This is a genomic window from Arthrobacter sp. MDT1-49-2, from assembly GCF_059090185.1.
This window is the reverse complement of record NZ_JBNHFK010000012.1, coordinates 16,458-30,095: the sequence shown is the minus strand read 5'-3', so window position 1 is coordinate 30,095 and position 13,638 is coordinate 16,458. Positions and strand designations below refer to the sequence as shown.

General features: G+C 65.8%; 14 protein-coding genes. 7 read left to right on the top strand and 7 right to left on the bottom strand.

Annotation, left to right across the window (positions count from 1 at the left end):
* Nucleotides 1–255: 255 nt before the first annotated feature.
* Nucleotides 256–1,515: a DUF445 domain-containing protein gene (locus tag AC5RTS_RS15175; protein ID WP_493992847.1), complete on the top strand. Its 1,260-nt coding sequence runs from the start codon at nucleotides 256–258 to the stop codon at nucleotides 1,513–1,515.
* Nucleotides 1,516–1,580: 65 nt separating this feature from the next.
* Here the strand turns inward: AC5RTS_RS15175 and AC5RTS_RS15170 are convergent, their stop codons facing one another.
* The 3 genes from AC5RTS_RS15170 to AC5RTS_RS15160 form a co-directional block, all read right to left on the bottom strand.
* A complete protein-coding gene (locus AC5RTS_RS15170; protein WP_493992846.1) occupies nucleotides 1,581–2,333 on the bottom strand; it encodes a hypothetical protein in 753 nt (250 codons plus the stop codon).
* A gap of 137 nt (nucleotides 2,334–2,470) precedes the next feature.
* On the bottom strand, nucleotides 2,471–2,746 hold the full coding sequence (locus AC5RTS_RS15165) for a GlsB/YeaQ/YmgE family stress response membrane protein (protein WP_493992845.1): 276 nt from the start codon (nucleotides 2,744–2,746) through the stop codon (nucleotides 2,471–2,473).
* Between the two features lie 158 nt (nucleotides 2,747–2,904).
* Nucleotides 2,905–3,537 carry an alpha/beta hydrolase gene (locus tag AC5RTS_RS15160; RefSeq protein ID WP_493992844.1) on the bottom strand — a complete coding sequence of 211 codons (633 nt, stop codon included), beginning with the start codon at nucleotides 3,535–3,537 and terminating at the stop codon, nucleotides 2,905–2,907.
* 238 nt (nucleotides 3,538–3,775) lie between these two features.
* On the opposite strand from AC5RTS_RS15160, the gene AC5RTS_RS15155 reads away from it, so the two are divergent.
* From AC5RTS_RS15155 to AC5RTS_RS15140, 4 genes are read left to right on the top strand one after another with little or no spacing between them, the layout of a single operon-like run.
* A complete protein-coding gene (locus tag AC5RTS_RS15155; RefSeq protein WP_493992843.1) occupies nucleotides 3,776–4,807 on the top strand; it encodes a 1-phosphofructokinase family hexose kinase in 1,032 nt (343 codons plus the stop codon).
* Nucleotides 4,807–7,038, top strand: a complete 2,232-nt coding sequence (locus tag AC5RTS_RS15150; RefSeq protein WP_493992842.1) for a PTS fructose transporter subunit IIABC — start codon at nucleotides 4,807–4,809, stop codon at nucleotides 7,036–7,038. The genes AC5RTS_RS15155 and AC5RTS_RS15150 overlap by 1 nt, the downstream gene beginning before the upstream one ends.
* Before the next feature lie 30 nt (nucleotides 7,039–7,068).
* Nucleotides 7,069–8,793, top strand: a complete 1,725-nt coding sequence (gene ptsP, locus AC5RTS_RS15145; protein ID WP_493992919.1) for a phosphoenolpyruvate--protein phosphotransferase — start codon at nucleotides 7,069–7,071, stop codon at nucleotides 8,791–8,793.
* Between the two features lie 39 nt (nucleotides 8,794–8,832).
* The gene (locus tag AC5RTS_RS15140) at nucleotides 8,833–9,111 is read left to right on the top strand and encodes an HPr family phosphocarrier protein (RefSeq protein WP_493992841.1); all 279 of its coding nucleotides are present in this window, start codon (nucleotides 8,833–8,835) and stop codon (nucleotides 9,109–9,111) included.
* A gap of 191 nt (nucleotides 9,112–9,302) precedes the next feature.
* Here AC5RTS_RS15140 and AC5RTS_RS15135 read toward each other — a convergent pair whose 3' ends face one another.
* The 4 genes from AC5RTS_RS15135 to AC5RTS_RS15120 all read right to left on the bottom strand — a co-directional run bounded on the left by AC5RTS_RS15135 (nucleotide 9,303) and on the right by AC5RTS_RS15120 (nucleotide 11,933).
* Nucleotides 9,303–10,040: a hypothetical protein gene (locus AC5RTS_RS15135; RefSeq protein WP_493992840.1), complete on the bottom strand. Its 738-nt coding sequence runs from the start codon at nucleotides 10,038–10,040 to the stop codon at nucleotides 9,303–9,305.
* Nucleotides 10,037–10,768 (bottom strand): hypothetical protein, encoded by a 732-nt coding sequence (locus tag AC5RTS_RS15130; protein WP_493992839.1) that lies wholly within the window; start codon nucleotides 10,766–10,768, stop codon nucleotides 10,037–10,039. The genes AC5RTS_RS15135 and AC5RTS_RS15130 overlap by 4 nt, the downstream gene beginning before the upstream one ends.
* 162 nt (nucleotides 10,769–10,930) lie before the next feature.
* A complete protein-coding gene (locus AC5RTS_RS15125; protein ID WP_493992838.1) occupies nucleotides 10,931–11,233 on the bottom strand; it encodes a GNAT family N-acetyltransferase in 303 nt (100 codons plus the stop codon).
* A gap of 115 nt (nucleotides 11,234–11,348) precedes the next feature.
* Complete coding sequence (locus AC5RTS_RS15120; RefSeq protein WP_493992837.1) at nucleotides 11,349–11,933, bottom strand: hypothetical protein; 585 nt, start codon at nucleotides 11,931–11,933, stop codon at nucleotides 11,349–11,351.
* A 181-nt stretch (nucleotides 11,934–12,114) separates the two neighbouring features.
* Between AC5RTS_RS15120 and AC5RTS_RS15115 the strand changes: the two genes are divergently transcribed.
* Together AC5RTS_RS15115 and AC5RTS_RS15110 are read left to right on the top strand one after the other, a co-directional pair.
* Complete coding sequence (locus AC5RTS_RS15115) at nucleotides 12,115–13,212, top strand: iron-containing redox enzyme family protein (protein WP_493992836.1); 1,098 nt, start codon at nucleotides 12,115–12,117, stop codon at nucleotides 13,210–13,212.
* Nucleotides 13,209–13,568 (top strand): CDGSH iron-sulfur domain-containing protein, encoded by a 360-nt coding sequence (locus AC5RTS_RS15110; protein WP_493992835.1) that lies wholly within the window; start codon nucleotides 13,209–13,211, stop codon nucleotides 13,566–13,568. The genes AC5RTS_RS15115 and AC5RTS_RS15110 overlap by 4 nt, the downstream gene beginning before the upstream one ends.
* Nucleotides 13,569–13,638 lie beyond the last annotated feature (70 nt).

Sequence of the window (13,638 nt, the reverse complement as noted above, 5' to 3'; positions counted from 1 at the left end):
GCACGGCGGCGGGCGTCGTGACCGTATCCGGAAGGGGGAACACCGCAGAAAACTCTGCCGGGGATGCCATGGCACTACTCAACCACACCGGCCCGGCCGGATCCCGTGCTCGTAGCGCAGCCGAGCCAATCACTGATTAGATTGGGTGCAGGGCCGTTCCGCTGTTCAGCAGCCGGCAGCGGACCTCTCACTGGATTAGGGAGCGGTATTGAAACTCGCGTCAACAATGGCACTGTCCGTGAAGGAGGCCCGCGCGTGAGCACCACCGTGGCCCCCACCGACGAGGAGCGCGCCCTCGCCCTGCGCCGCATGAAAATGCTGGCGACCGGGTTGCTGATTGCCCTGGCGGTGATTTTCCTTTTTGCCTTCGCGCTGCAGGAGCGGTATCCGTGGCTCGAGTATGTCCGGGCCGCCGCCGAAGGCGGCATGGTGGGCGCCCTTGCGGACTGGTTTGCGGTGACGGCACTATTCAAGCACCCAATGGGCATCAAGATCCCACACACGGCCATCATCCCGGAGAAGAAGGACCAGATCGGTGCCTCCCTGGGCCAGTTCGTGGAACAAAACTTCCTCTCCGAGGAGATCATCCGGACCAAGCTTGATTCCATGCAGGTGGCCCGGAAGGCAGGCACCTGGCTGGCGCGCCCCGAGGGCGCCGAACGGGTGGCCACCGAGGGGGCGGCAGCCATCCGCGGCGCGCTGCGCGTGTTGGACGACGACGCCGTCCGCGACGTCCTCGAATCCATGTTCCGCCGGCATGTGGTGGATCCCCAGTGGGGACCGCCGGCCGGGCGGATGGCCCAACGGGTCTTTGAAGAGGGCCACCACCATCAGCTGGTGAACCTGATTGTGGACAGCCTTGCGGACTGGGTGCTGGCACACCCGGAGGTGATCAGCCGGCTGGTAGCCGAACGTTCGCCGTCGTGGGTCCCCTCGTTCCTGGACGATCTGGTGGGCGAACGCGTCCAGGTGCAGGCCGAACGGTTCCTGCTCGATGTACAGGAGAACCCCGACCACCAGCTGCGCGTGGCGCTGGACAACTACCTCACCGGAGTGGCGAGGGACCTGCAGGAGGATCCCAAGACCATGGCGAAGGCCGACGCGGTGAAGGAACAGGTCCTGGACGATCCGCGGGTCCGCGAGCTGATGACCCAGACCTGGACCACCATCAAGAACGCGTTGATGACCGCCGCGGAGGATCCGGAGAGCGAGCTGACCCGGAACTTCACAACCGCGGTGCAGGACTTCGGCACACGGCTGGTCAATGATCCGGAGCTCGCGGCGAAGGTAAACGGTTATGTTGCTGATGCTGCCGGATACTTGGTCCGCACCTACCGCAGCGACATTGCCGGCGTCATCACCGAAACGGTGGAACGCTGGGACGCGCAGGAAACCTCGGAAAAGATCGAACTGCAGGTCGGCAAGGACCTGCAGTTCATCCGGATCAACGGCACCGTAGTGGGCTCGCTGGCCGGCCTGGCGATTTTCACTGTGGCGACGGCTGTCTTCGGGTAACCGGACGCAGTAACAGCGAAGGCCCGCGGGCTCAGTGCCGGCGGGCCTTCCTTTGCACGGGCCAGCTAGGCGGGCTTCTCCAAGCCGTCGAGTTCACTGGCCAGCTGGCCGGGGATGGTGGCCGGCGGTTCACCGAAGGCGGCACGGGTGGCCTTGATGACGCCCTTGCCCATGGCACGGTTGCCCACGCCGCCGACGACGGCGCCCACACCCAGCGGCAGGGCCCGGCCGAGCAGCGCGGTGCCCTGGCGGGCCATTACCCGCTTCAGGAACTGCTTGCGGATGCCAGAGCCTACAGAGCCCAGGACACCGGAGGGCATGTTGCCGATGGTGCTGCCCCAGGAGGAGGCACTGCCCCGGCCGGCAAGCGACTGCATCATGGAGGTTCCTTCTTCACCGAGCATGATGGCCATGACCATGGTCCGGGATTTCTCCGGATCGGCCAGCCGCACGCCGTGCAGTTCTGCCACGGATTGCGCATACAGGGCCGTAGCCTCCAGGAACCCGACGGTCGCTGCCGCTGAGAGCCCCAGGGCGGCAGCAGTCCCGACCGCCGGTACTACTGCGGTGGCGCCGACTGCGGCACCTCCGCCCATCACCGTGTTGAGGTAATGCCGGTCCAGAATGGAAATCAGCTCCGCGGCGGTGGCTGAGGGATGCTTGCGCTGCAGCCGGCGGATATTGGCAAGCACCAGGGGCCGCTGCACTTCGACGGCCCGTTCGATGCCCCGCACCACGTGCGGCTTTGGCTGTCCGTCGGGCCCGAAGGCGGCCCGGCCCGCCAGTTTGGCTGCGGGATTGAACTTGCGTCGCTTCACTAGAACTCTCCTTGAGGAAATCCGGTGCCGGCGTAGATCTCTGTCTACTTAAAACAAAGGGCGGGATCCGGTGGAATATTCCAGCCGGGCCCCGCCCTTCAAATCAGCACGCCGCGTCAGCGGCGTTCACGCACTACTTAGGCGCGGTTGCCGCTCTTGCGGGTAACGAAGCCGTAGATCAGCAGAACGATGATCGAGCCTACGATGGCCAGGACCCAGGTCCAGAGCGACGTCAGGCTGAAGAGCTCGCCGCCGTCTCCCATGACCAGGCTGCCGAGCCAGCTACCCAGAAGGGCACCGATAACACCGAGGACCAGAGTGGCGAGCCAGCCGCCGCCCTGACGACCCGGAAGGATCAGCTTTGCAATTGCACCTGCGATGAGACCCAGAATAAGGAACGCAATGATACCCATTTGATTCTCCTTGCTGTGTGAGTGACAGTGATTTCCAGCGCCGCCTTGTGGGCAGCGCTTTCCTCCAGCCTACTTGATCAGCATGCTTAGTCAGTAGTCGGACAGGAATTCCCTTAAACGGGGGACTGTGTTAGGTACCGCGTGCGTGGCCGTTTTTCCTAGCCGATGTTGGACGCCAGATAGCGGCGCAGGAAAACACCAACATCGGCTATTTCCTCCGCTCCGATGGAATGTCCCATCCCGGGATATGTCCGTGCCGTCAATGCAGTGTTTTCCTCCAGCCAGGATTCCGTGTGGCTTATGGCATCGGCATTTATCACCCAGTCCTGCCGGTCCCGTCCCCAGAAAAACGGGACACGCACGGGCAGCGGTTCGGTGGCGGCCAGAAGCGGGTTTTCAGCGATGAAACCGGACAGGCCCACCACGGCGCGGAACCCCCGCCGCCGCAATCTCAGCAGGGTGCCTGCCATGGCCATGCCCTGGGAGAAACCGGCCAGCGAAACCCCGCTGAAGCCGTACTCGCCGCGCAGGCGGTCAATCAGGGTCAGGAGTTTCAGGGCGGCATCCAGCACTTCAGAGGTATCTGCATTGAGCAGTGGGTCAAGAAGGAACCACCCACTGCCGCCGCCCATCTCCAGGCCGCCACGGACCGCGGCACCGACGGCTGATTCCGGCAGTGCAGCGAACAACGGCTCCATGGCCTGTTCCCCGGATCCGTAGCCGTGCAGAAGGACCACCAGCTCGCGCCCCCGGCGCTGGTCCTCAGGCGCGGACCATGTCACGTTTTCCATCGGGTCAGCGTAGCGCCGGCGTCCGCGTTTGCAGGCCCCGAAGCCGCCCGCACCCGGCCCCCATTGCCACGGGCGGTGCACCAAAAGTAGAGTCGCATCAGCGCATAAACAGTGGTTTTTGCCACAGATTGCGGGTATGCATGCATCCGATCAGAAGCCCCCATAAGTCCCGGAAACCGCTCTGCCGGTGTGTCCCCTCAGCCGTTCACCGGACATCCGGCGAGGATGGATTCCCTTCATGATCATCACCCTTACCGCCAATCCCAGCCTGGACCGAACCGTCGAGCTTCCGAGTGCGCTGGTTCGGGGCGCCGTTCAGCGGGCTTCCTCCTCATCCGAGGAGTCCGGCGGCAAGGGGGTCAATGTCGCACGTGCCCTGACGGTCTCAGGGGTGCGCGCGGTAGCCGTCCTTCCGGGAGCGGACGGGGACCCGGTGATGGGCGGCCTGCGAAAGGCGGGCGTCGAGTATCTCAATCTGCCGGTCACCGCGCCGCTCCGGAGCAACATCACCCTCACGGAACCGGACGGCACCACCACGAAAATCAATGCCCCCGGACCTCCCCTGAACCCGGAGGAGCAGGAAGCCCTGGTCGCCCTGCTGGTAGGGGCGTGTGCCGTGCAGGACAGCAGCGGCGGCCCCGCCTGGCTGGTTCTGGCCGGCTCGCTGCCGCCGGGGGTGCCGCCGGATTTCTATGCCGTCACGGTGCGCGCCGTACGGGAGCGTCTGGGTTCCGCGGCGCCCCGGATTGCCTTGGACTCCTCCGGACCGCCCCTGACGAATGCGCTGCTGCACGGAGCGGCGCCGGACCTGGTGAAACCCAATGCCGAGGAACTCGCCGAAGCCACCGGGTTTTCATCTGAAGCGGCCCTTGAGGAAGATCCGCTGCTGGCCGTCCGCGCTGCGCACATGCTGCGCGAGCGCGGCATCGCCGCCGTCCTTGCAACCCTGGGTGCGAAGGGGGCACTGCTGGTCACTGCGGAGGGAAGCTGGCTGGCCTCCCGCCCGCCGGTGCAGGCCCGGTCCACGGTGGGCGCAGGCGACTCCGCGCTGGCCGGGTACCTTTTGGCGGAAGCTGCCGGGCTGCCTCCGGCCGATTGCCTGCGGCAAGCCGTGGCGCACGGTGCCGCGGCGGCCTCGCTTCCCGGAACCCGTCTCCCCTCACTCGCAGAAACCGATCCTGCGGCTGTTTCCGTCACCGTTCTGAACGGCCCCGGCGACTCTTCCGCCGCCGGGACACGCACTGCTTCGCCCTCAAAGGAGGAAAGCTGATGTCGGACCTCATCACCCCGGAATTGGTCACCTTGGACCAAAACCTTGGCGCGGACAAAGGATCGGTGATTGCCCATCTCGCCCGGACAATCGTCTCTGCTGGCCGGGCGCGAAGCTATGACGATTTGTACTCAGATGCGATGGCCCGCGAAGGAAAAACGGCCACCGGTGTTCCCGGCGGGATCGCGATTCCACACTGCCGTTCAGCGGCCGTCACCAAGGCCACCCTGGCCATGGCACGGATCAACCCGCCCGTGGACTGGGGAGCCAAGGACGGACCGGCGGATATTGTCTTTTTCATTGCCGCCCCCGAAGGCGCGGACCAGGAACACCTCCAGCTGCTGGCAAAACTTGCACGTTCACTGATCCGCAAGGACTTCACCGCGTCCCTCCGTTCGGCCGCCACGCCGAGCGAGATTGTTGAACTCGTCGACGGCGCGCTCGGACTCGGACCGGCAGCGGACGAAACGGACAGCTCCGGCACGGCGGGACCGGCAGCAGCCGGCGGCGCGGCTGCCACGGGCGCCACGGCTGCAGGCACCCCGGGTGCCACCGGAAGTTCCGGCACCTCGGGAACTTCCGGCGCAACCGGTGCTGCGGCCGCAGGTGCGACGGCGGCCGGTGCCGCAGGCGCAGGCGCAACAGGGACCGGCAGTGGTGGCCACGGGGCGGATGCCCCGGCATCACGCGGCGGCACCGGCGCCACGGAATCGGACACGTCCAAATCCCCGCATCTGGTGGCCGTCACCGCCTGCCCCACGGGCATTGCCCATACCTATATGGCCGCAGATTCACTGGCCGCCGCCGCCTCCGAACGCGGAATAGACCTGCAGGTGGAAACCCAGGGATCGGCGAAGTCCACACCGCTGGATCCGGAGGTCATCCGCAACGCCGATGCGGTGATTTTTGCCACCGACGTGGATGTTCGGGACAGGGGCCGCTTTGCCGGAAAACCGGTCGTCAGCGGTCCGGTAAAGCGCGGCATCGATGAACCGGGCGTCATGATCGACGAAGCACTCGAGTCGATCAACAATCCCAACGCACGGCGGGTGTCCGGCGGAGGGGGCGACGGCGATGAACGTGAAGGGGCCGCTGCCGGCGGGGAAAGCTTCGGCGGCCAGCTCAAGCGCGCCCTGCTGACGGGCGTCAGCTACATGATCCCCTTTGTGGCCGGCGGCGGCCTGCTGATTGCGCTGGGCTTCCTGCTGGGTGGCTACGAACTGTCCCTCCAAGTGGACGACGTCGCCAACGGCGACGCCATGCTGGACGGAACCTCAATCCTCAACCTGCCGCCCGAGGGCCTGATCCCGTACCTGGGCGCGGTGTTCTGGAAGATCGGTAACCTGTCCCTGGCGTTCCTGGTACCTGCGCTGGCCGGCTATATTGCCTACGCCCTGGCGGACCGCCCCGGCATTGCCCCGGGCTTCACCGCCGGCTCGGTGGCCCTGTTCATGGATGCCGGATTCATTGGGGGCATGATCGGCGGCCTGCTGGCCGGGTACATGGCGCGGTGGATCGGCAACTGGACTGTCCCGGCCTGGATGCGGGGGCTGATGCCCGTGGTCATCATCCCCCTGCTGGCCTCGCTGATTGCCTCCGGGCTGATGATCGTGGTCCTCGGCGGTCCCATTGCCGCGCTCACCCTGGCCCTGAACAACTGGCTCACCGGACTCACCGGAGTGGCGGCCATTGGCCTCGGCGTCATACTCGGCCTGATGATGGGCTCGGATCTGGGCGGCCCCATCAACAAGGTGGCGTACGCCTTTGCCGTTGCGGGACTGGGTGAAGGCAGCTTCGAGAACCAGGTGCCGTGGGAAATCATGGCCGCCGTCATGGCTGCGGGCATGGTGCCCCCGCTGGGCATGGCCTTTGCCTCCACGGTGCTGGCCAAAAACCAGTTCAGCATGGCGCTGCGGGAGAACGGCAAGGCCGCCTGGCTGCTGGGCGCAGCATTCATTTCAGAGGGCGCCATTCCGTTTGCGGCGTCCGACTTCTTCCGGGTTATTCCCTCAACAATGCTCGGAGGAGCCGTGGCCGGTGCCATCTGCATGGCAACCGGGGTAACCTCACAGGCACCGCACGGCGGGATTTTCGTCTTCTTCGCTATCGGCAACATTCTGATGTTCGTGGTGGCGATTCTGGCCGGGACAGCGGTCACGGGCTTCGTGTACGTGGCCCTGAAACGGTTCGTCAGGCCGCGGAACAAGGCCGAGGAACCTGCTATTGCGTAAGGCACCGGCTCAAACAGGAAGGCAGGCATGATGCGGACCATCAAGGGAATCGGGGTCAGCGCCGGGCGTGTCCTTGGCCCGTCACGCCGGATGCCGCCCCCGGTACCGGAGCCCGACGCCGACGCAAGGTTCGGACCGGACGGCACAGTGGATGGCGAAAAGGCGCGGTTGAAGGACGCGGCGGAAACCGTCCGTGCGGACCTGAAGCACCGGGCGGAAACGGCCTCCGGAGATGCCAAGGCGGTCCTGGATGCCACGGCGATGATGGCCACGGACCCGATGCTGCTCAAAGCAGCCGGGAAGCACATCAACGCCGGCATGGCACCGGACCGTGCCATCTGGGAAGCCGGCATGGAAGTGGCCGCCATGCTGCAAAGCCTCGGGGGTTACATGGCTGAGCGGACCCAGGATGTCCTGGATGTCCGGGCCAGGATTGTGGCGGAACTGAACGGGTTGCCGGCTCCGGGGATCCCCGCGTCCGACGTACCCTTCATCCTGACCGCCGTGGAGCTGGCACCGGCTGACACCGCCACGCTGGACCCGGCCAAAGTCATCGGCCTCGTGACCAGCGAGGGCGGACCCCAGTCCCACACGGCCATCCTCGCACGCTCGCTTGGCCTGCCCGCCGTCGTCGGCGCACCCGGGGCGAACGACGTCGAGGACGGTGCCGAGCTCTACCTGGACGGCGCTTCGGGAACAGTGGTGGTGGAACCGGGCGTCTCCGAACGGGAGGCGGCGCAGAAGTACGCGTCCCGTTCCGCTTTGCCGGCCTTCAACGGCACGGGATCCACCTCCGATGGACACCGCGTTCCACTGTTGGCCAACGTGGGGTCCGGCAAGGATGCCCGCGCAGCGGCGGAGGCCGGCGCGGAGGGAATCGGATTGCTCCGCACTGAATTCTGCTTCCTGGGACGAGACTCCGAGCCCAGCCTGGAGGAACAGATAGCCGCCTACGGCGCCGTGTTCGAGGCATTCCCCGGGCGGAAGGTCGTGATCCGAACCCTCGACGCCGGTGCGGACAAGCCCCTGCCCTTTTTGACGGACGCTTCAGAACCCAACCCTGCCCTGGGCGTGCGCGGGTTCCGTACCGACCGCACCGCACCCGGTGTCCTGGCGCGGCAGCTGGAGGCTATCGCCGTCGCATCCGGCGCACATGAAGCCGATGTCTGGGTGATGGCCCCCATGGTGTCCACGGCGGAGGAGGCTGCTGATTTCGCGGTGCTGTGCACGGCCGCTGGTCTCGGTATGCCCGGGGTCATGATCGAAGTCCCTGCCGCCGCGATTATGTCCGAGGCGGTGCTGTCCCGGGTGCGCTTCGCGTCCCTGGGCACCAATGACCTGACCCAGTACACCATGGCCGCGGACCGCCAGCTGGGGTCCCTGGCGTCCCTGAATGATCCGTGGCAGCCGGCGGTCCTGCAGCTGATCTCCGCCACCGTGGCCGGCGCGGCACGGGCAACGGCGGCACTCCCGGCGGAGTCAGGATCCGCCACGGCCGCTGCCCAGGCCAAAACCGTGGGGGTGTGCGGTGAGGCGGCCGCTGACCCGGCCCTCGCCGTCGTCCTCACCGGAATCGGGGTAAACACCCTCTCGATGACACCTCGTGCGCTCTCCAGCGTGGGGGCGGTCCTGGGCTCGGTGACCCTGGAGCAGGCGCAGGAGCTGGCGGCACGGGCCCTTGCGGCCCACACGGCAGCCGAGGCACGCACCATAGTGCGCAGCCGGCTGCCGATCCTTGAGCAGCTTGGCCTGTAAGGGCCCGGGTTCGGAAGCAACCACGGAAGGAACAACATAATGGCAGAACGCAAAGCCACGGTGGCCAGCAGAGTGGGGCTCCATGCCCGGCCTGCTTCGATTTTCGCTGAAGCCGCAGCGGCCCAACCCGTGGAGGTAACCATCGCGATGGAGGGGGCGCCGGCGGAGGAAGCGATGGATGCTTCCAGCATGCTCTCGCTGATGAGCCTGGGCGCCTCGCACGGGGACGTGGTGGTGCTCCGCTCTGATGATGCCGGCGCCGATGAGGCCCTGGACGCACTGGTAAAGATTCTTGAAACCGATCTGGATGCACAATAGTCGCGCAGATTCATGCGTCTGCATGAATGCGGGATCTGCCGGCAATCGGTACCCGGATTAAAAATAACGAAGCCAGCGGCAATGCCGCTGGCTTCGTTGCAACCTCACGCTGACCCCCCACAGGCAGCGGATGTTACATATTCATTATTCTGGCACATGCGCATGAAAATGTGAACAAGGTTACCTAATTGTCACCTGACATAAGTCTGCGTCAGGCGGGTTTGCTTTTCCTCCCGATTCAAGGCCACCCGCCTGCCGCCCAGCAGGGCCAATCCCAAGGTGCAGGAAATCAGTGCGGAATAGGGCACCAGGTGGTCCCACGGGCTGACATCCCAGGGCGTGTAGTCCTGGACGGCATAGAGCACCGCGCCGCTCAAGCCGGCAGCGATCAATGCCGACGCCGTGCGGATGAGCGGCTGACGGCGTGGATGCGCCGCCGTTGCCAGCGCCGGACCTATCAGGCACGCCGACACATAGGCGGGATAAAGGCGGCCCAGGGACGTGTACAGGATGATCGGCAGCTGCTGCCCGTAGTCGCGCAGTCCCGGAGAGGAGAACGGCATGTCGGCGAGCGCGAAAAGAACAACCATCAGCACGGCAAACACGCCCAGCACGGCAAGGCCTATCGACCCGCCAATACACTTTCCGGCCAGGGGGGAACGAAAGGCCACGGCGGCTTTAAGGCCGAAAATCAGGACAAACCCATACATGGCGAACCGGATGATGAGGTTGGCAATGTTCATCCCGCCGAGCACATTGTCCACGGCCAGATAGATGGACGAATTAGCCAGGGCAATGGCCACCGTCAACATAAGCAGTGCCCAGAAAAGCAGCGGATTGCGGCCCTTTACCGCCAGCGGAAGGCGGAGCAGGGTAAATAGGCCCGAAACAACGAGAGCCGAGAGATGGACAGTGGTGGCGAGACTCATCCCAATTGCTCCAGAAGCGTTAGTTCGTTTTCATCGTCGTGTTCGAGTTTTCTGATCGCTTTTCCCAACGCGTCCAGGCGGTCCCGGGCAAGTAGAACGAGCTCGGAGTCGCTGAGCGAGGCAAGGGCACTTTCCTGACCGCCCTCGGGCCATCCGGCTTCCCCCGGAGTGACCAGGCCGATGGCCACCAGTCCGCCCGGAAGGGAGGCACCGGACAGCCGTGCAGCCTCGACCGCGAGTTCCGGAGCCAGCCGCCCGGCCGACAGCTGGGCAGAGATGTTTTGGGGGGCTACCCCCGTCTTGGTGCTGAGCTGTTGGCGCAGGTCCCCCGGATCCACCGCTTCAAACCAGGAACGGATGGCATTGCGGTGGCCGAACTCAGCGATTTCCTCACCGGAGGCGCTTTCCATGCCGCCCTGGGTGGCACGGGCAAGGATCATCTTCAGGATGCAGACATAGGACACCTGGCTGACCAGCTCGGCGGTTGTCGGCCGCCACGGGCCGCTCAAAAGGTCCGAGTACTCCTCGAAATCCGAGAGTGCTTCAACGGGGTTTCGTCCGTAGGCCCTGGCGACGCGGACCACCGTGATCTCTGCGACCTTTCCGCGGACAATCTGCTGGGCCAGAGTGGACCTTTTGATTCCCGTCCTGCGGCAGAGGTCGGCGTTGGATTCACCCGGTGCGACCGCCGCCCGCCAACTCTGGAAAGACTTGGCAGGCACAGCCATTTTTCGCCCCCTCGATTGGATTTCCCCCGACAGATCGAATTATACTGTTCGAACTGGCTTCCCCTTCTGCGTTCCCCCCATATGCAGAGCGGGAAGCCAGCTCCATTTAAGAGCGGATGACCGGGGACGGGCCGGGGAACCCGCGCCGCCGCGGGTCTGCAGTCAGTCCTGCGGCCACGATACGTGATGGCTGTACTCCGGATGCTTGCCAAGGTAGGCGGACATATAGGAGCAGTAGGGCTTCACGCGCTTTCCGCTGCTGACAATGTCCTCCACCGCATATCTAGCCAGCTTCGAGGAGTACCCCTGGTGCCGGAACTCCGGCTCCATTTCCGTATGGGTCAGGGCGACGGCGTCGGCTTCCCTTTGATAGTCGGCAACACCCACGAGCTCACCGTCCAGCCGCAGCTCGTACCGGTCCAGCCCGTCATTGCGCGAGACACTGATGTCTTTGGTGGTTGTCATAGCCCGAGACTGCCATGCAAACCAGCCGCGGTCCACCCTTTTGCAGGGCACTGCTTTCAGCGCGGTGCCGGGATCATGACTGGTCCGCTGCAGTGCATTCCCAGGGGCCTGTCCCTCAGGCGGCCCGTCCGTCCCGGGCGGCCTGTTCTGCCCGCCTAAGGGATTCCCCCAGACGGTCCACCGCTTCGGCGTAGGCGGCATCCTGCTCATTCTCGCCGCCTGCGGGATCCTGCGGACGCAGGCGTTCCGCTTCCCTCAGCGCCCGGATGAAGTCCCGGGTTTCCGGCGAGCGTACATCCTGCAGCTGCGGATGCTCAGCTGCCAGCCAGGGATCAAGTTCGTAGGCGCTCCAGCGGGTCAGGATTTCACGGTGCCGGCCGGAGATCGCGGCGAGCTCGGCCTGCCGCTGCTGCTTCTTCCGGCGGCGGTCACGCGCACGGTGCCGGCCGGCCAGCCACGCGGCGGCCGCAGTGCTGCCGGCCACCAACAGTATGCCGACGGCAGCCGTGCCGGCCGGACCGGTGCTGATGACACCCCAGGCGGCAGTCAGGAGAACCCCCAGGAACGCAGTGAATCCGGTCCAAAACAGGCTTTCGCCGTCCCGTTTGCGCAGCGCCCGGTCCAATCCGGCGGTCCCGGCCACCAGCACCCCGGCGAGCACCAGCAGGGGCAGGATCAGTGACAGGCCCGCGTCCGGCATGTCGGCTCCTCTCCGTGCTTTTCCTGCCTCCATTGCACCTAACCCGGCGGCAAAGGTCAATGGCGGCCAAGTCCGGCCCGAACCGCCGGGACCGAGATGCCAAGTATGCTGACATCTGGATTCTTTTCCATGTCCCAGGATCATCACCCGTGCCAAAAGTGCCGGAGACGTAAGGAAAGCAATGAAGATTCCCGCCCCCCGAGGGCGCGTCAGCGCCACTCTGCTCGATCTGCTCAGTGCAGGCCGGACCGACGGCTACCCGTCACTGGTTGCCGCCGTGGAGGAGTCGCTGGCCGCCACCACGGACCTCCTGCGGGATGAGGACCTGCAGCTGAGCCTGTTCTGCCTGTACGAGCTGCACTACAGCGGACTGGACGGAGTGGAGGACGCAGCCGAGTGGGACCCGCAGCTGATCGCGATCCGGTCCCGGCTGGAAGCCGCGTTCGAAGCAGAGCTCCGGCGCATCGTGCCGGTTCCCGAGCTGCCGGCACCCCGGAGCGAGGACGTGGCGGCCACCCTCTTCAGCCTTGCCGCGGAGGACAACGGCCCCGACGTGTCCCGCTACGTTGCAGGCAAGGCAACCGTGGAACAGCTGCGGGAGTTCCTGATCCTGCGCTCCATTTACCAGCTCAAGGAAGCGGACCCGCACAGCTGGGTCATCCCCCGCCTGCCGGCCGGCCGGGCAAAGGCCGCCCTGATTGAAATCCAGGCGGACGAGTACGGCGGCGGCCGTCCCGAACGGATGCACTCGAAGCTTTTCGCCACCACCATGGAGGGCCTGGGGCTCGACGCCGGGTACGGCTACTACATCGACGAGGTGCCGGCGCTGACGCTGGCTTCCTCCAACGCCATGTCCCTCTTTGGCCTGAACCGGCGGCTGCGCGGCGCCATTGCCGGGCACCTGGCGGCGTTCGAAATGACCTCGTCGATTCCCAACTCGTTTTATGCCCGCGGTTTCCGCCGCCACGGCTTCGATGACAATGTCACCTACTACTTTGACGAGCATGTGGAGGCCGACGCCGTCCACGAGCAGATAGCGGCCCGGGACCTGGCAGGCGGACTTGCCGAAGCGGAACCGGAACTGCTGGGCGACATCATCTTCGGCGCCGCCTCCGTCCTGGCCATCGACGCCCTGCTCGGCGAGGAACAGCTCAACGCCTGGAAGGCCGGGGAATCGGCTCTGCTCAGGCCCCTGCAGGCCGGGCAGGACGGGGTTCCGGAGACCGCCGCCTCTGCTGCCCTGGCCGCTGCCGCCATGGCCGGGGGTGTGACCCCGTGACCGGTGCTCAGCCCAGGGACCCGGGCAGCGGGGAGCCGGACCGCGAGGAGCGGGATAGCCCGGCGCCAGCGGGCGGGCCTTCCGCCCCGGCGTCCATCGTTGCCTACCCGAACGGGCCGCTGCTGGTCCGCGGCGACTTTGAGATTGTCACACCCGACGGCGTTCCGCTCCCGCGGGACCGCGAAACCGTGGCGCTGTGCCGCTGCGGCGGGTCGGCGATCAAACCGTACTGCGACGGCACGCACAAACTGATGAAGTTCGACACCACCCGCCGCCGGCCGGTGCCGAAACCGGCCAGGAAGTCACCTGAAGGCGGCACCGGGCCGGCCCGGGAATCCGCGCCCGCGGAGGACTGAGGCCGAGGTGGAGCAGGATTCCCGCCTCCACGCCAGGGGCATAAAAACACGAGCATAAAAAAGAGAACGG